The organism is Microbacterium testaceum StLB037 (assembly GCF_000202635.1).
GTDB classification, from domain to species: Bacteria; Actinomycetota; Actinomycetes; order Actinomycetales; family Microbacteriaceae; genus Microbacterium; species Microbacterium testaceum_F.
On the sequence record NC_015125.1, the window covers coordinates 3,320,728 to 3,338,480 of the forward strand.

At 68.9% G+C, this 17,753-nt stretch carries 14 protein-coding genes and 1 riboswitch; of the genes, 11 read left to right on the forward strand and 3 right to left on the reverse strand.

Annotation, left to right across the window (positions count from 1 at the left end; all coding sequences use genetic code 11):
- Nucleotides 1-4: 4 nt before the first annotated feature.
- Nucleotides 5-730: an NUDIX hydrolase gene (locus MTES_RS15115; RefSeq protein ID WP_050901884.1), complete on the reverse strand. Its 726-nt coding sequence runs from the start codon at nt 728-730 to the stop codon at nt 5-7.
- 305 nt (nt 731-1,035) lie between these two features.
- Between MTES_RS15115 and MTES_RS15120 the strand changes: the two genes are divergently transcribed.
- From MTES_RS15120 to MTES_RS15155, 8 genes are all read left to right on the forward strand, one after another.
- Complete coding sequence (locus MTES_RS15120; protein WP_013586149.1) at nt 1,036-2,211, forward strand: MarP family serine protease; 1,176 nt, start codon at nt 1,036-1,038, stop codon at nt 2,209-2,211.
- 84 nt (nt 2,212-2,295) lie between these two features.
- Nucleotides 2,296-2,634 carry a hypothetical protein gene (locus MTES_RS15125; protein ID WP_013586150.1) on the forward strand — a complete coding sequence of 113 codons (339 nt, stop codon included), beginning with the start codon at nt 2,296-2,298 and terminating at the stop codon, nt 2,632-2,634.
- Between the two features lie 140 nt (nt 2,635-2,774).
- Nucleotides 2,775-4,355 (forward strand): hypothetical protein, encoded by a 1,581-nt coding sequence (locus MTES_RS15130; RefSeq protein WP_148272898.1) that lies wholly within the window; start codon nt 2,775-2,777, stop codon nt 4,353-4,355.
- On the forward strand, nt 4,352-4,852 hold the full coding sequence (locus MTES_RS15135) for a hypothetical protein (RefSeq protein ID WP_013586152.1): 501 nt from the start codon (nt 4,352-4,354) through the stop codon (nt 4,850-4,852). The genes MTES_RS15130 and MTES_RS15135 overlap by 4 nt, the downstream gene beginning before the upstream one ends.
- 69 nt (nt 4,853-4,921) lie before the next feature.
- A riboswitch (glycine riboswitch) is annotated at nt 4,922-5,016 on the forward strand.
- 164 nt (nt 5,017-5,180) lie between these two features.
- Complete coding sequence (locus tag MTES_RS15140; protein WP_013586153.1) at nt 5,181-6,428, forward strand: aminomethyltransferase family protein; 1,248 nt, start codon at nt 5,181-5,183, stop codon at nt 6,426-6,428.
- On the forward strand, nt 6,425-6,799 hold the full coding sequence (gcvH, locus tag MTES_RS15145) for a glycine cleavage system protein GcvH (RefSeq protein WP_013586154.1): 375 nt from the start codon (nt 6,425-6,427) through the stop codon (nt 6,797-6,799). Before MTES_RS15140 ends, gcvH begins: the two co-directional genes overlap by 4 nt.
- The gene (gene gcvP / locus MTES_RS15150; protein ID WP_013586155.1) at nt 6,796-9,675 is read left to right on the forward strand and encodes an aminomethyl-transferring glycine dehydrogenase; all 2,880 of its coding nucleotides are present in this window, start codon (nt 6,796-6,798) and stop codon (nt 9,673-9,675) included. The genes gcvH and gcvP overlap by 4 nt, the downstream gene beginning before the upstream one ends.
- A 127-nt stretch (nt 9,676-9,802) precedes the next feature.
- Entirely contained in the window at nt 9,803-11,515 is a 1,713-nt protein-coding gene (locus tag MTES_RS15155) for an ABC transporter substrate-binding protein (protein WP_013586156.1), read from the forward strand.
- A 48-nt stretch (nt 11,516-11,563) separates the two neighbouring features.
- On the opposite strand, the gene MTES_RS15160 is transcribed toward MTES_RS15155, so the two are convergent.
- The gene (locus tag MTES_RS15160) at nt 11,564-12,391 is read right to left on the reverse strand and encodes a CPBP family intramembrane glutamic endopeptidase (RefSeq protein ID WP_050901801.1); all 828 of its coding nucleotides are present in this window, start codon (nt 12,389-12,391) and stop codon (nt 11,564-11,566) included.
- 163 nt (nt 12,392-12,554) lie between these two features.
- Between MTES_RS15160 and MTES_RS15165 the strand changes: the two genes are divergently transcribed.
- The 3 genes from MTES_RS15165 to MTES_RS15175 all read left to right on the forward strand — a co-directional run bounded on the left by MTES_RS15165 (nt 12,555) and on the right by MTES_RS15175 (nt 17,126).
- Nucleotides 12,555-14,348 carry an ABC transporter family substrate-binding protein gene (locus MTES_RS15165; protein ID WP_013586158.1) on the forward strand — a complete coding sequence of 598 codons (1,794 nt, stop codon included), beginning with the start codon at nt 12,555-12,557 and terminating at the stop codon, nt 14,346-14,348.
- 152 nt (nt 14,349-14,500) lie between these two features.
- The gene (locus tag MTES_RS15170; protein WP_013586159.1) at nt 14,501-16,045 is read left to right on the forward strand and encodes an ABC transporter permease; all 1,545 of its coding nucleotides are present in this window, start codon (nt 14,501-14,503) and stop codon (nt 16,043-16,045) included.
- Between the two features lie 31 nt (nt 16,046-16,076).
- A complete protein-coding gene (locus MTES_RS15175) occupies nt 16,077-17,126 on the forward strand; it encodes an ABC transporter permease (protein ID WP_013586160.1) in 1,050 nt (349 codons plus the stop codon).
- Nucleotides 17,127-17,146: 20 nt separating this feature from the next.
- Here MTES_RS15175 and MTES_RS15180 read toward each other — a convergent pair whose 3' ends face one another.
- Nucleotides 17,147-17,749: a PH domain-containing protein gene (locus MTES_RS15180; protein ID WP_013586161.1), complete on the reverse strand. Its 603-nt coding sequence runs from the start codon at nt 17,747-17,749 to the stop codon at nt 17,147-17,149.
- Nucleotides 17,750-17,753 lie beyond the last annotated feature (4 nt).

The following is a 17,753-nucleotide window of genomic DNA, read 5'->3' on the forward strand; positions in this document are numbered from 1 at the left end:
CCGATCAGTGACGGGACGGGAGCGGGCCGCGGTCGGCGAGCTCCACATCGCGGTTGTAGCGGTACAGGCGGGCGGGGCGGTGGCTTCCGGTGCGGAAGCGTTCGGTCGGGATGAGGGTGTTCGACGTGTCGACCTGACGGCGGAAGTTCGCCGGGTCCAGGCGCTTGCCGAGGATCGTCTCGTTCACCTCACGCAGGTCGGCGAGCGTGAACTCGTCCGGCAGGAGGCCGTGCGCGATGCGGCTGTAGCCGACCTTGTTGCGGAGGCGCCAGAGCGTGTACTCGACGATGTCGTTGTGGTCGAACGCGAGCGGGGGCAGGTCGGTGGCGTCGAACCACTCGACGTTCTCGGGCGCGTCGCCCTCACGCTCGTGCGCGGCGACCTGGGCGTCGACTTCGTCTGATCGCAGCAGGGCCCAGTAGACGATCGACACGACCCGCGTGGGGGAGCGGTCCACCGCTCCGAACGCATACAGCTGCTCGAGGTAGCTGGGAGTGAGGCCCGTGGTTTCGGCGAGAGTCCGGGATGCCGCGGTGTCGAGCTCCTCGGTCGCATCGAGCCACCCGCCCGGGAGCGCCCACCGACCGTCGAACGGGTCTCGCGTGCGACGCACGAGGGGGAGCGACAACACGGGCTCATCGTGGGCATCGCGCCGCACGCTGAAGATGACGGTCGACACCGCGACGCGCACACCGGCGTCGCGGGTCTCGGGCTCAGGGGTTCGTGTCATGGTGACCATATCTCCGCTCTCGATCTTAGTGTCATCCGGACCCGAAGGGCGAATCCGCGCGGCGAGGTGCCGGTGCGCCCGCGAGGTGCGGGCGAGCCCGCGAGGTGCCAGCGAGCCCTCGAGGTGCCGGCGAGCCCGCGAGAAACGCCGATTCTGTCGAGACACGGCGACACGCCGCGTGTCTCGACGCGAACGGCGTTTCTCGGCGACCGACACCGGCGCGCCGCGCCGCGCCCCGCCGCCAGCGCGTCGGAAGCGTTCTCTCAGACGTCCGTCCTAGCCTCGGAGGGATCCAGGAGGTGCGGGTGGCTGTTGTCGACATCGTGCTGATCGTCGTGCTGGCGGTCGCTCTTCTCGTGGGGCTGTCTCGCGGCTTCCTCGCCACGATCGGCTTCTTCGCCGGCCTCGCGCTCGGTGCCGTCGCCGCGTTCTGGGCGACCCCGTTCGTCGGGCAGTGGGTGGCCGAACCGGACTGGCGCGGGCCGGCCATGGTCGGTGCGGGTGTCCTGCTCCTCCTTCTCGGCGCGGGCCTCGGCAGCACCGTGGGCCAGATCTTCCGCCGGGGCGCCGACCGCATCAAGCTGCGCATCCCGGAGCGCCTCCTGGGCGGGGTCGTCAACGTCGCCGCGGCGGCTCTCGCCATCTCCTTCGTCTCCGGCTCGCTCATCCCCGCCGGGATGCCGGTTGTCTCCGCCGCGCTCGGCTCATCCGCCGTCGTCCGGACGATCGACGACATCACCCCGTCCCCCCTGCGCGCCGCGATCGCGCAACTGCGCGGAACGGTGCTCGCCGACGGCATCCCGCGTCTCGGGCAGCTCATCCAGATCGGGCCGGTTCCCACCGCCCCCGACATCGCGCTGGACGACCCGGCGCTGACCGAGGCGGCGCAGTCCGTCGCCCGGATCTCGGGCACCGCATACGCGTGCGGCATCACCTCGAGCGGGTCGGGCTTCGTGGCGGCAGACGGCCGGGTGATCACGAACGCGCACGTCGTCGCGGGCGTGGACGCGCCGCTCGTCGAGCTGCCCGGCCAGCCGGCGCGCGAGGGTCGCGTGGTCTACTTCGATCCCTCGGACGACCTGGCCGTCGTCGCCGTCGACGGGTTGGATGCCACCCCCCTCCCGGTCGTCTCGACCCTCGAGGTCGGAGCGGCCGCCGTGGTGCAGGGCTACCCGTACGGGGGTCCCTTCACCTCGGGGAGCGCGCAGGTCCTGTCGGTGGGCAGCGTCCCGGTCCCCGACATCTACGACGGCCAGTCGAGCCCGCGCGAGATCTATGCGCTCGCCGCGACCGTGCGACCGGGTAACTCCGGCGGCCCCCTGCTGACGCCGTCCGGGGATGTCGCGGGCGTCGTCTTCGCCCGCTCGGACACCGACGATAACGTCGGGTACGCCATGACGCCGGCGGAGCTGGAGCCCGTGATGGCGCAGCTCGGATCGTTGTCGACGCCCGTGGCATCCGGCGCCTGCACTCCGCGTTAACGCCCACGCCGACCTCTCCTCACCAGGTAGGGGGCTGTGGAGAGATTCCCGTGCCGTCTCGGCTATCCGACTACCGTCTCGCGGATGACCGACCGATACGCGATCGACATCGGGGGATTCCTCAACCTCGCCGGCGCCACCTCGCGTTCTCTCGACGACCTGACGAGCGCCGTCAGCGCCGCCGTGCAGGCCCTGTGGGCGATTCGGGATGCCGTCTCCTCGGCGCCGGAGCTCTCTCGAGGGTTCGACAGGGCGACGGGCCCGTGGGAGGCGAAAGCGTGCGGACTGGTCGAGTACGCCGGAGCGCTCCTGGAGGGGGCTGAGCAGGCGGTCACGGAGTACTGCCGCGCCGACGTGGTGATGGCCCTGAACGCCGACCAGAGCGTCGCGCGCCAGGGGACCGGACGGTGGCGAGTCGCGTGACCGTGAGCTTCGGCGGGATCCCTGAGCTGCCCGTGGAGTTCGGAGAGCTGTCGCGGGTCGCCCAGGAGCTGCGTGCTCGCGCGGGCGTTCTTCCCGGGGCCGGAGCGGAGGCGGCCTCGGCCTGGGACGGTCTCGAGGCCGTGTACCAGGCGCCGGAGACGGAGGAGCTGGTCGCCAAGATGAGGTCTCTGGTCCTCGTCAGCGCGGATGTGGGCGAAGCGCTGGTCCGCGCCGCGGACATCATCGATCAGCTCGCCGACGACCTGGTGTGGCTCGCGATGCAACGGCGGGGACTCGTGGACGATGCCGAGGATTTCTTGACCGCGTCACGGGGCATCGAAGACCGTGAACGGGCGAGCGAGCTGGAGGCGCAGATCGAGCTGTTCGCGACCGATGTGGAAGAGCGCCTCGACCAAGCGCGCTCGGACCTCGAGGCCATTGCTCCGCCTCCGCCGTGGGAGGTCGCGATTCCGGATGCCTCCCCGCCACCGCTCGGACCCCGGCTGACCTGGTCGGCGCGCACCGAGACAAGAGCCGACGATCTGGTGTTGGCTCCTCTCATCGCGCTCGCACGGGCCGACACGTCCCGGGTCGCGCGCCTCCTCGCTGCTCATCCCGAGTGGGCGGAGCGCTTGCGTGCCCGTCCGCCTTCGCCGGAGGTCGTCCGCGCGTGGTGGGACACGCTGGGGCCGGGCGCCGTCGCGGCCCTCATCGACGGCGCGCCGGTCCTCATCGGCGCCCTGGGAGGTGTTCCACCGCTCGACCGGGTCGCCGCCAATCGGGTGAGCGCGCGAGCGCGTCTTCGTGAGGTGGAGGGCGAGTTGCCCGGGTGGGAAGGCGTTCTTCAGGAGGGGGCGAGTGCTGACTTGCAGGCGGATCGCCGGGCCAAACTTGATGCCCTGCGAGCGGAGCGCGACTACCTCCGTAGCGTCAACGCAGGCGAGGTGAAGCTTTACCTCTACGAGCCTGCGGACAATCGCATCATCGAGATGCTCGGCACGCCCGGGCCAGAGACGACGAGGATCCTGGCCTACGTGCCCGGAACGTTCACGCGCGTAGACAGCTTCTATCGAGGCGAGGTCCAGAGCATCTCGAAGTGGATGACGGAGCAGGAAAGCGAGATGGTCGCGTTCGTGTGGAAGGGCACCGACTTCCCCGGCGACGACCAGTATCCGGGGCAGACGGGATTCGGGATCGGCCTTCTCGAAGCCAACGACCCCGACCGCGCTGCGCCGGCGGGGGAGGCGCTCGCGCGATTCCGGCGAGAAGTGTCGAGCGATCCGTCTCTGGCGCACGGTCTACAGCTCGCCGCGGGGCACAGTTGGGGACTCGTTCCGATCACGGCTTCGGAGATGCGCGGCGTGCGCTATGCCCAAGTTCACTCGCTGTCCGGCGCCTGGGTTCCCGACGGGTGGGCGCCGCACCCTTCGACCAGCTACTCGCATTGGAGCTACACGGACGCGCTCTCGATGGCGCAGGACGGGATGCTGGTCAACGCGGGCCGAGCGCCTGACACGGTCTCGGCTTTCGAAAGTCACATCTACGAGCGGAAGACGGACGCGGAGGTCCCGCTCGGCGGGGACCTCGCTCCGTTCCTTTACCCGGACGGCCCCACGCTGCGTGTGTCTCTGTCACCTTTGGCCAACCACAACCTCATAGCGGGCGTGAGCGAGGAGAACAAGAACGTCTTGAACGATCTCAAAGAAGGGCTGATGGGATGACAAGAAGAGTTGTCGCAGGATTTGGCGCGCTTCTCCTTCTCGGTCTCCCACTGACGGCGTGCTCGGCTTCCGGCGTCACTGTGGACGAAGCTCTGAGCGTTGACGACGCGAAGGCGCTTGCTCAGAAGGTCGAACGAGAAATCGCCGCGGTGCTCCCCTCATCGATGCTCGCAGACCTCGAGCAGCAGGAGAAAGGCGCCTTCTTCGGCTGTACTCGAGATGGTGCCAGGCAGTGGGCGGGCGGGCTTACCGCCACCGTAGTAGGCGATCCAACGCCCGAGGACGTTATCGGAGTCATCGCGGACCACTATCGGAACGGCGGCGACTACCGCGTCAGCCTCCGGCAAGACCAGGGGGACTCGATCGTCAATATCGCCGGTGAGTACGGGTCGCTGTGGATCGTTCGTTACATCCGTGACCGAGCGGAGCTCGATGTCGATTCGTTCTCGCCCTGCATCCGCCTCCCCGATGGCGTGTGGCCAGGCGGCTCATACTGATTCCCGGAGCGCGGGCTGTGCCCCGAGCCCCCACCCGCTAGGCTGACCCCACAAGTCCATACCGGCCCCATGATCGATGCGGGAGAGCTCCGGCGAACGCAGCCGGGCACCGAAGGAGCAAGCCTCCCCGCCAATCTCTCAGGTACGCGTACCGCGTCGATCGGGCCACTCTGGAAAGTGATCCGGGTGCACCGCGCCGGATCCGCCGACGGTGAAAGCCCGCGTCCGCCCGAACAGGGTGCACGGGCGAAACTCTCAGGCCCATGACAGAGGGGGAGTTCTTCAGACGCCGCCCGGCGTCTGTCCGTCATCGCGAACGGCAGAACTCATGACCGAAACCCCCGCTCCACCGCGCACTTCGCCGCTGCACGATCGGCACGAGGCCCTCGGCGCCTCGTTCACCGACTTCGGCGGCTGGAACATGCCCGTGCGCTACACCTCCGACCTCGCCGAGCATCACGCCGTCCGCCGGGCCGCCGGCCTCTTCGACATTTCGCACATGGCCGAGTTCCGCGTCGAGGGCGAGGCTGCAGCCGCGTTCCTCGACCACGTGCTCGCCGGGCGCCTGTCGACCATGAAGATCGGCAAGGCCAAGTACTCGCTCGTGCTCGCCGAGAGCGGCGGCATCGTCGACGACGTGATCGTCTACCGCCTGGGCGAGCAGAGCTTCCTCGTCATCTCCAATGCCGGCAATCGGGATGCCGTGGCCGCGGCCTTCGACCTGGCTCAGCGCACGTGGGGCCCCGCAACAGAGGTCCCTGAGCTTGTCGAAGGGACCGGAACCCCCGCAGTCGCCGACGTCACGAGTACAGCGACCGCTGCCCCCGCGTCGGCCGCTTCGACAGGCTCAGCGACCGGCGCTCGCGGAACCCTCGCGGTCGCCGACGTCACCGACGACTACGCCCTCATCGCCCTCCAGGGCCCCGAGGCACGCGGCATCCTGAGCTCCACCCCGGGTGTGGAGATCACCGGCACCCCGCTCGACGAGCTCGGCTACTACGCCTGGACCGAGGGCTCCTTCGACGATGCGCCGCTGTTCGTCGCCCGCACGGGGTACACCGGCGAAGACGGCTACGAGCTCATGATCCAGACCGCCCAGGCCGCCACCCTCTGGGATGCGGCGCTCGCCGCGGGCTCTTACCGCGGTCTCGTCCCGTGCGGCCTCGCCGCGCGCGACACGCTGCGCCTCGAGGCGGGGATGCCGCTGTACGGTCACGAGCTCTCCCGCGACATCGTTCCCGCGCAGGCGGGCCTCGGCCGTGTCGTCGCCGTCGACAAGGAGGCGTTCGTCGGCAAGGACGGTCTCTCGTCGGGACCTGCCGACGCCCCCGTGCTCGTGGGCCTCGTCTCGGAGGGCCGCCGCGCGGGCCGCGCCGGCTACGCCGTGCTGCACGGCGACGACGTCGTGGGTGAGATCACCAGTGGCGCCCTCAGCCCCACCCTCGGCCACCCCGTCGCGATGGCGTTCGTCGCGCCCGCGGCATCCGGAATCGGAACCGACCTGACCATCGACGTGCGCGGAACCCGCATTCCCGCGACCGTCACCGCCCTTCCCTTCTATCGGAGAAACGCATGACCGACCTCACCGCCCTCAGCTACACGTCCGAGCACGAGTGGATCTCCATCGACGGTGACGTCGCCACCGTGGGGATCACCGACTTCGCAGCCGACAAGCTCGGCGACGTCGTCTTCGTCGAGCTTCCCGGAGCCGACTCCGCGGTCACCGCGGGCGACGTCTGCGGCGAGATCGAGTCGACCAAGTCGGTCGGCGAGCTCTACGCCCCGATCACCGGCACGATCGTCGAGGTCAACGACGCCGTCGTCGACGACCCCTCCCTGGTCAACGCCGAGCCCTTCGCCGGCGGGTGGCTCATCAAGATCCGCGTCGAGGGCGACCTTCCCGGGGACCTGCTCGACCGCGCCGCCTACGAGGACCTCACCGCATGACCTCCGTCCTTCCCCCTCGCACCGAGACCGGCGCGCCGGTCGCGTTCACCGACCGTCACATCGGCGTCGACGCCGCAGCTCGAGCCCGCATGCTCGAGGTCGTCGGCTATGACAGCGTCGAGGCTCTCGTTGAGACCGCTGTCCCGGCATCCATCCATGTCCAGCCGCGCGCGACGAGCTCGATCCCGCCGGCCGCGACCGAGGCCGAGGCACTCGCCGAGCTGCGTGAACTCGCTTCCACCAACAGGTCGGCGCGCCCGTTGATCGGCCTCGGCTACTACGACACCTTCACCCCGTCGGTGATCGCGCGGAACGTCCTCGAGAACCCCTCGTGGTACACCGCCTACACGCCGTACCAGCCCGAGATCTCGCAGGGCCGGCTCGAGGCGCTCATCAACTTCCAGACGATGGTCACCGACCTGACCGGTCTCGCCACGGCGAACGCCTCGATGCTCGATGAGTCCACGGCCGTCGTCGAGGGCATGCTCGTGGCCCGTCGCGCGTCGAAGGCGAAGACCGACCTCTTCCTTGTCGACGTCGACGCGCTGCCCCAGACCAAGGCGCTACTGCATCACCGCGCCGCAGCCGTCGGCATCCGCATCGAGGAGACCTCGTTCGCGGGCGAGCTGCCCGAGGCGTTCGGCGCCTTCGTGCAGTACCCCGGCGCGACCGGTCGCGTGTGGGACTTCTCGGCCGTCGCCGATGCTGTGCATGCCGCGGGTGGCCTCGTCGTCGCCGCCGCCGATCTCCTCGCCCTCACCCTGCTGCGGTCCCCGGGCGCCCTCGGCGCCGACGTCGCGGTCGGCACGACCCAGCGCTTCGGCGTGCCCCTCGGCTTCGGCGGACCGCACGCCGGCTACATGGCCGTGCGCGCGGGCCTCGAGCGTCAGTTGCCGGGTCGCCTGGTCGGCGTGTCTCAGGATGCCGTCGGGGCCCCCGCCTACCGCCTGTCGCTGCAGACGCGTGAGCAGCACATCCGCCGCGAGAAGGCGACGTCGAACATCTGCACCGCCCAGGTGCTGCTGGCCGTGATGGCCGCGATGTACGCGGTCTACCACGGACCCGACGGGCTCCGCGCGATTGCGACGCGGGTGGCGCAGAAGGCCGATGCCCTGGCATCCGCTCTCCGCTCCTACGACCTGACCCTCGCCAGCGACGCGTTCTTCGACACCGTGCGCGTGCACGTGCCGGGGCGCGCGCAGGACGTCGTCGACCGCGCCCGTGAGCGCGGCTACCAGCTGCTGTGGGTCGACGACGCGACCGTGGGCGTCTCGGTGGATGAAACGACGACGGATGCCGATCTCGCGGCCGTGCTCGACGCCTTCGGCCTCGCTTCCGCGGAGCTGCCCGAGGGCGAGGCCCTGCGCGGCGTCGACGATGCGCTGCACCGCGACGACGAGTACCTGACCCACCCCGTGTTCCACACGCACCGCAGCGAGACCGCCATGATGCGGTACCTCAAGTCGCTCGCCGACCGCGACTATGCGCTCGACCGCGGCATGATCCCGCTCGGCTCGTGCACGATGAAGCTCAACGCGGCCACCGAGATGGCGGCGGTCTCGTGGCCCGAGTTCTCTCGCGTGCACCCGTTCGCCCCCGAGGCCGACGTGCACGGCTACCTCGAGATGATCGACCAGCTCGAGCGCTGGCTCGCCGAGGTCACCGGTTACGACGCGGTGTCGCTGCAGCCGAACGCCGGTTCGCAGGGCGAGCTCGCCGGGCTCCTTGCCATCCGCGGCTACCACCTCGCGAACGGCGACACCGATCGCACGGTGTGTCTCATCCCCTCGTCGGCGCACGGCACGAACGCCGCTTCGGCGATCCTCGCGGGCATGAGAGTCGTCGTCGTCGCGTGCGATGAGGCCGGCAACGTCGACCTCGGCGACCTGCGCGCGAAGATCGCGCAGCACGCCGCAGAACTGTCGGCCCTGATGATCACGTACCCCTCGACCCACGGGGTGTACGAGCACGACGTGCTCGAGATCACCCAGGCCGTTCACGACGCCGGCGGGCAGGTGTACGTCGACGGCGCCAACCTCAACGCCCTGCTGGGCTTCGCCCGCTTCGGCGATCTCGGCGGCGACGTGTCGCACCTCAACCTGCACAAGACGTTCGCGATTCCGCACGGCGGAGGCGGCCCGGGCGTGGGGCCGGTCGCGGCGAAGGCGCACCTCGCGCCGTACCTGCCGTCGCACCCGTTTTCGCAGCGCGCGGATCACGCGGGCGGCACGTTCGACGGGGGACCGGTCTCGGCTGCCCCGCACGGCTCCGCCGGCATCCTGCCCATCTCGTGGGCGTACGTGCGCATGATGGGCGCCGAGGGGCTCCGTCAGGCGACCGCCGCGGCGGTGCTCTCGGCCAATTACATCGCCACGCGCCTGCGCGAGCACTACCCGGTGCTCTACGCGGGGGAGGGCGGCCTCGTCGCGCACGAGTGCATCCTCGACCTGCGTCCGCTCAAGGAGCAGACGGGCGTGACGGTCGACGACGCGGCCAAGCGCCTCATCGACTACGGCTTCCACGCCCCGACGATGTCGTTCCCGGTCGCCGGCACCCTGATGGTCGAGCCGACCGAGAGCGAAGACCTCGCCGAGCTCGATCGATTCGTGGATGCCATGATCGCCATCAAGCAGGAGGCCCTCGCGGTCGCCGCAGGGGAGTGGCCCGCCGACGACAACCCGCTCGTCAATGCCCCGCACACCGCCGAGACGGTGGTCGTGGGGGAGTGGGAGCACCCGTACTCGCGGGAGACGGCCGTGTACCCCGTGCGTTCGCTCATCCGCGGGAAGTACTGGCCCCCGGTGCGCCGCATCGACCAGGCCTACGGCGACCGCAACCTCGTGTGCTCCTGCCCTCCGCCGGAGGCATTTGCCTGAACGAATCGACCGCGGCGGCGGCTCCCGGCATCCGGAGTCGCCGTCGGGGTCGGCGCGCTCAGGCAATCGCACAGCACGCGTTGGGTAAGGTTCCCCTGTGCACCCTGGCCAGTCTCATGTACCTCGATTGACCACACGTCCCCGGGCCCTGCTGCGAGCTGCGGCGCTGCTGGTCGTCGCGACGATCGGGCTGTCCGCCTGCTCCGCTCCGGAACCTGCCCCCGAGCCCGAGAAGCCCGTCCGCACCAGCCTCACCGTGGGCGTCGTCGGCTCCCTCACCAGCTTCAACGCGGCGACCGCGCAGGGGGCCACGCCCGCCAACCGGGCGGTGGCATCGCTCCTGGACGAGCGCCTCGGCTCGCTCGACGGAGAGCTCCAGGTCGTGCCCAACAACGGCATGGGCCGCATCACGCGCGTCGAAGGCGATCCCCTCACGGTCAGCTACGAGCTGTTCCCCGACCGCACCTGGTCAGACGGGACGCCGGTGAGCCTGGACGACCTGCTCTTCGGCTGGGCGGTGTCGTCGCATTTCTTCGACGATGCGACCTATGACGCGCAGGGGCAGATCGTCTCGGGCACGCGATACTTCCAGACCGCCGTGCCGGCCGATCCGAACGCTCGGACGGCGCGTCCGACCCTCAACCGCGCAAAAGACACGCTCACTCTCGTGTACGACCAGCCCTTCGCCGACTGGAACCGGCAGTGGATGCTCGACCGCCCCGTGCACGTCGTCGCCGCGAAGGCGGGCGTCACCGTGCAGCAGCTCATGACGGCCATCCTTTCCACGGCGGAAGGCGACCCCTCCGCCCCCGCCACCCCGAACCCCGTCCTGGCGGCCGCGGCCGCAGCCTGGAACACCGGTTTCGATGCGCCCGCCGGAGGAGTGCCCGACGCGGCGTCGGCCGTGGCGGCAGGTCCGTGGAAGGTCTCCGAGGTGACCGCGGATGCTCTGACCATCGAGCGACGCGACGACTACCAGGGTGCCCACTATCCCGGGCTCACCGGTCTCACCGTCCGGTTCTTCGCGGATCGCGCTTCGCAGCTCGCCGCGGTCGCGGCCGGCGAGGTCGACGTGGCGAACGTGGGCGACCTCGACCCCACCCAACTCGCGTCCCTGACCGATGCGGGGGTGCAGGTCACGACCGGGCCCACCACGCAGACGCTCCAGTTGCGCTTCGCGGATGGCACGCCGTCCGACCTCCGGCAGGCCGTGACCCTGTCGCTCGATCGCGACTCCCTCGTCAAGGAGCTCATGCAGAAGGTCCGCCCCGATGCGCGACCGTTGCAGTCCTTCCTCTCCTCCCCGGCCACGGGGCAGCTCTACAACGACCTCACGTCGGGGAACAACGCACCCGGAACCTCGGCGGATCCGGATGCCGCGCGCTCCGCGCTCGAGGATCGCGCCGCCGTCCTCCGCGTCGCCTACGACGCCACCGACGACCTGTCGGGCGCGGTGTTCACCCGACTGGTGACGATGGGAGCGAAGGCGGGCATCGCCGTTCGCGCCGCCGCGGAGGGGGAGCAGGCGGAAGCCACCCTGTCCTGGGTCGGCGAGGACGAGAGTCTCTACCGCTCCTCGCGTGACCGCCTGGCCGAGGGGGTGGACGGCCCCGACGCGCAGCGCGCGTTCCGCAAGCTCACGAACGACACCGACCCGGTCGACGTCCTGGCGAGCGCGAAAGAGATCGACCGCTCGCTGTTCACCGCCTACGCCGGTGTGCCGCTGTTCGAGCGCACGGGTGCCGTCGCCGTCGGCAAGGGCGTGCAGGGGGTCGCCTACACCTCCGAACCCGATGGCATCCCGCCGTCCTTCTGGACCTGGTCGGTCACCACTCCCTGATCCTCGCTGTCGGACACCGGATGCCGAGCCCCGGCGACCGTGTCGGGGTCAGGGCGTGGCGGTCGGGGTGGGAGCCGGTGTCGGCGTGAAGATGCCGGGCCACCACGCGGCGGCGAGCGGGTAGCCGACGAACGCGACGATGTCGATGATCGTGTGCGCCACGACCAGCGGCATGACCCGGCCCCAGCGTCGGTAGCACCACCCGAAGACCAGGCCCATGACCACGTTTCCCAGCGCCGAGGGCCACCCCTGATAAAGGTGGTAGCTCCCGCGCAGGAGTGCCGTCGAGACGATGACCCACGTCCACGACCAGCCGAGACGCCGCAGGCGGTCGAAGAGGTAGCCCAGGAAGATCACTTCCTCGGTCAGCCCCGCACGCAGCGCCGCGAGGATCAGCAGCGCGATCACCCACCACGAGGAGTCCAAGGGTGCCGGGATCACCGCGATGCTCTGTCCGAGCGCCCGGCCCGCGGCGTAGACCCCGATGCCGGGAACGCCGATCAGCGCGACGAGCAGGACACCGCGGGCGATGTCGCCCCCGAACCGCCGGAAATCGAGACCGATGCGGCGCAGGGCGCTGAGCCCCGGTTCCCACAGCAGATACACCACGAGGGCGACCAGCGCGAGCGAGAAGAAGATGTCGAGGAACTGGTAGATCGCGTCCCAGAGCGGTTCGGCGCTCCGCGAGGGGTTCAGCTGCGTCTGCTGCTGAGAGATCGGAGCACGTGTGGCCGCGCGGATGAACGAGACGACCGAGTAGATCGCGGACTGACCGACCGTGACGAGGAGGACGAGCGCGATCTCCCACGGCAGCCGTCGGCGCCGGTAGGCGTCTTGTTCGATCCCGGGTTCGTGAAAGGCCGAGTCGCGGATCATGTTGTCAGATTGCCACATGCAACCGTTCCCGAATTAAAGGTATGTAACGGTTTCCCCAGGAGTTTTGACCAACGCAGTGCATTTCCTTATCGTTTCCGTATCCACGGCTCCCCCCGCTGGCGTCTGTTGCGCGGGGAATCGCCAACCTTGCACTGGAGGCAAAGTGTCTGAAAAGACTCGGCGCACACGCGCCCTGACGGCGGGAGCAGGTGTCGCCGTTGCGGCGCTCGCCCTCGCCGGCTGCACCACGACGGCAGCACCCGAAGGCGGCTCCTCCGCCTCCGGCGGCACCATCACCATCGCCACGACGAACGCGTTCACCTCGTTCAACGGCGACACCCCCGAGGCCAACCTCGACACCAACGGCATGGTGGGCTACCTCACCGGCGTCAGCGGCGGTCTGGGTCTCGGTGGCTTCCAGCGCCTCGACAAGGACTTCAGCGTCCTCGACAACACCGACTTCGGCACGTACGAGAAGGTGTCGGACGACCCGCTGACGGTGAAGTACACCATCAACGAAGGCCTGACCTGGTCGGACGGCCAGCCCATCAACGCCGATGACATGCTCGTCAACTGGGCCATCAACTCGGGTTACTACGACGACGCGAAGCTCGACGAGAGCGGCGCCGTCACCAACGGCGGAACGCAGTACTTCACCCTCGCCGGCAGCACCGCGGGCCTCGACACCACGGCGTTCCCCGAGATCAGCGACGACAACATGTCGATGACGCTGACCTACTCGGAGCCCTTCGTGGACTGGGAGCTCGTCAACCCGATCGGTAAGCCGGCTCACGTGCTCGCCGAGAAGGCCGGCGTCTCCGAGGAGGACTTCGTCAAGCTCCTGAAGGACACCCCCAAGGGCAACCCGGACGCGCCCGTCGCCCCCAACGCGACGCTGAAGGCCGCGGCCGATTTCTGGAACAAGGGCTACGACGTCACGGCCATGCCGACCGACGCGAGCCTCCTCGTGGCGAGCGGTCCGTTCATCGTGACCGACTTCACTCCCGAGCAGAGCATCACGCTGGGCAAGAACCCCAACTACAAGGGCAAGATGTCGCCCTCGTACGACCAGCTGATCATCCGCTTCATCGGTGACGCCAACGCGCAGGTCACGGCGCTTCAGAACGGTGAGGTCCAGGCCATTCAGCCGCAGCCCTCCGCCGACACGCTGACCGCGCTCAAGAACGCCAACTCGACGGTCCACTCCGGCAGCCAGCTGTCGTACGACCACGTCGACCTGAGCTTCGGGGGCGTGTTCGCCGACGCCAGCGTCCGCGAGGCGTTCCTCAAGACGATCCCGCGTCAGCAGATCCTCGACTCGATCATCAAGCCGATCAACCCGGATGCCGAGGTCCTGAACTCGCAGATCTTCCTGCCGACCGATGGTGACAAGTACAGCACCGCGGTCGCCGCGAGCGGATACGACAAGTTCACCGAGCCCGACATCGAGGGCGCCAAGGCGCTGCTGAACGGTGCGACCCCGACGGTCCGCATCCTCTACAACACCAACAACCCGAACCGTGTCGACAGCTTCCGCGCCATCCAGCAGTCGGCGCAGCAGGCCGGCTTCAACATCGTGGACGCCGGTTCGCCCGACTGGAGCAAGCTCCTCGGCAGCGGCAGCTACGACGTGTCGATCTTCGGTTGGATCTCGCCGGGTGCCGGTAACGCCGCTCTCCCGCAGATCTTCAAGACCGGCGGCGGCGGCAACTACAACAACTACAGCAACGCGACCGTCGACACCCTCGTCGACGAGAGCCAGGTGACGACCGACACCACCAAGCTCGATGACATCAAGGTGAAGATCGACGCTGAGACGGCCAAGGACTACTACGGTCTGCCGCTGTTCCAGCTCCCCGGCCTGTTCGCCGACAACGGTACCGTCCAGGGCATCGACTACTTCGGTGGCCAGACGGGCATCGTGTGGAACGCGCAGGAGTGGACGCTGGCGGGTTGATAACCCGTTGAACCCTCGCGAGGCGCCGGAGTCGCCCGACTCCGGCGCCTCGTTTCGCGTGTGCGCGTGCGCCGAACCCGGATCGCACGCGACTATCCTTTCCTGGGCACCTACAGGTGCCTTTCCACCCGATCGAAAGAAGACCTCCCGCGATGGTCGGATTCATCCTCAGGCGCATCGCCGTCTCGATCCTGGTTCTGCTCGCAGCATCGTTCATCATGTACGTGCTGGCCGCCAACTCCGGCGACCCCCTGCAGGACCTGCGTGACAGCTCCGCCGCCAACCGTGACCAGCTCATCGCCGCCCGTGTCGCGGCGCTCGACCTGAACGTCCCGGTTCCTCTGCGTTACTTCCTCTGGCTCGGCGGTGCTGCCGGCTGCCTCGTGCCGTTCACCGGCGCGTGCAACCTCGGCCTCACCGTCTCGAACGCGGCCGTGCTCGACATCCTCCCCACCGCCATCGGGTCGACCCTGCAGCTCGTGACGGCGTCGTTCGTGCTGGCCATCGTCCTCGGCATCGTGGTCGGCGTCGTCTCGGCGCTGCGTCAGTACAGCGGATTCGACTTCGGAATCACGCTGCTCAGCTTCTTCCTCTTCTCCCTGCCGTCGTTCCTCGTCGCGGTGCTCCTCAAGGAGTTCATGGCGCTCGGCTTCAACAGCTTCCTGGAGTCGGCGACATCCATCCCGATCTGGCTGATCGCTCTGCTGGCCGTCGTCACCGCGGTTATCTGGCAGGCCATGATCGGCGGCGAGGTGCGTCGCCGTGTGATCGTCGCCGCGGTCGCCGGCCTGGCGACGGTCGCCCTGCTCGTGTACTTCAACGTCACGGACTGGTTCCGCAACCCGGGTCTCGGGCCCGTCGGACTCCTTCTGTTGATCGCCGGCATCGTGGTGATCACGACCGCCCTGATCGCGGGCCTGCAGAACCGCCGTGCGCTCATCGTCGCCGCCCTCAACGGGGCGATCGCGTACGCGTGCTACTTCGCGCTGCAGGGTCTCTTCGACATCTCGACCTTCAACACGATCATCATCCTCGGCATCTTCGCCGTCGCCGTCGGTTTGATCTCCGGCTACGTGCTGGGCGCGCCCGACCGTGGAATGGCCGCGCGCATCGGTGCGCTGGTGGCCTTCCTCTCCGGTGCCCTCGTCGTCCTCGACCGCTACATGCAGTCGTGGCCCCAGTACGTCAACAACCCCCGCATCAACGGTCGTCCGATTGCCACGGTCGGTGCCAACACCCCGGGGTTCACCGGCGACATGTGGATCAGCGGGATCGATACGTTCACGCACCTGCTGCTGCCGACGGTCTCGCTGCTGCTCATCTCGTTCGCCGGGTACACGCGCTACGCGCGCGCCGGCATGCTCGAGGTGATGAACCAGGATTACATCCGCACGGCGCGGGCCAAGGGTCTGCCCGAGCGCACGGTGATCCTGCGCCACGGACTGCGGAACATGCTGATCCCGATCGTGACCCTGATCGCCACCGACATCGGCGCACTCCTCGGTGGTGCCGTCATCACCGAGAGGGTCTTCGCGATCTCGGGCATGGGCGCGTTGTTCGTCACCTCCATCCAACGCGTCGACGTCAACCCCGTGATGGGCTACTTCCTCGTCATCGCGATCACCGCGATCGTCTTCAACTTCTTGGCTGATCTCGCCTACGCCACGCTCGACCCGCGCGTGCGAGTGGTCGCATGATCGCCGCCATCCGAATCCCGGAGGTCCTCCGATGACCCAGATGCTTCCCGAGCCGGCCAACGTCGATGCTCCGCCGCCCGTCGACGAACGGAACACCGTCGGGGTGAGCCAGGGACGGCTCATCCTTCGGCGCTTCCTGTCGAACAAGGTCGCCGTCGTCTCCGGCATCCTGTTCATCTTCGTCGCCGTCTTCTCGGTCTCCGCGATCGGCCTCGGTCCGATCCCCGGGTGGTGGAAGTACGACTACACCTCGCTGAACCCGCAGAACGACGGGGGAGCGCCCACGCTCTCGCTGTGGCCGTTGTCGGTCGGTGACCACCCGTTCGGTCAGGACCGTATCGGCATCGACTACTTCGCCATGACCATGCGCGGCATCCAGAACTCGATCCTCGTCATGATCGTGATCAGCTTCGTGGGAACGGCCGTCGGCACCGTGATCGGCGCCCTCGCCGGGTACTACCGCGGCTGGGTGGACTCCGTCCTCATGCGCATCACCGACGTCTTCATCGTCATCCCGATCATCGTCATCGGTGCGGTCGTCGGCCGTGCGACCGGCGGTCTGGGTGTCGTGCCGCTCGCGTTCTTCCTCGCCATGATCTCGTGGACGACGATCGCGCGACTCGTGCGCGCCGAGTTCCTCTCCCTGCGCGAACGCGAGTTCGTCGAGGCCGCTCGTGTCGCGGGCGCCAGCGATGCACGCATCATCTTCAAGCACATCCTGCCGAACGCGATCGGCGTCGTCATCGTCGCGGCGACGCTGCTCGCGGCATCCGCGATCCTCCTCGAGACCGCGCTCAGCTACCTGCAGCTCGGTGTGCGCCCGCCCGACGTGTCGCTCGGTCTGATCATCTCCGACAACCAGTCGGCGTTCCAGACCCGGCCCTGGCTGTTCTGGTGGCCGGCCGTGTTCATCGTGCTGCTCGCGGTGCTCGTGAACTTCGTCGGCGACGGTCTGCGTGACGCTTTCGACCCGCGGCAGAAGCGGTTCTCGCTGCGGCGGACGAAGGAGCAGCCGGCGTCGTCGACGACGGCTCCCGCCAGCACGCAGGCGCGGGTGCACCCGGAGACGCCGTCGTCATGACGGCCGTCTCGCGGCGGGTGTCAGGCCAGCGCCACGGCCAGCACCATTCCGGCGACACCCGCGATCAGCAGCAGCAGGTTGTCGACGCGTGGGGCCACGGACACGGGAACCGACTCGGCGATGCCGGCCTCGACACGGCCGGCATCGCGCAGAGCGTGCCAGCGCGTGCGGACCATCTCCGCCGCGTTGCCGGAGTCGGTTCCGGGAAGCTCGCCGGGACGGGTGTTCGGCGCGGTCGCGCCCTCGCTGCGCCGGTGGGCGCGCATGGCGCGGAGCGATCCGGCGGCGCCGGGAGCGGGTGCGGCCGTCACGCCGATCCGGCGACCCGGAGTGTGCAGCTGCAGGGCGTAGCGGGTGTCGACGTGGATGAGCGCCGCCCACGGCACGCGGTATCGCAGGGCGATGTTGTCGACCTGAACAGCCTCATCGTCGACGGAGATCGACGGAGACCAGAGCACCGCGGTGACAGCGGCAGCGGCACCCAGGGCGCCGACGATCACGAGGGCGGGTGCGTCCGAAGCGCCGGGCACCACGAGAAGGCCGATCGCGACCGCGGCGATGATCGCCCACGCGATGACGCACAGGAAGCGGGTGAACGTCGAACGGAACGTCTGGCGTGGCATCCTC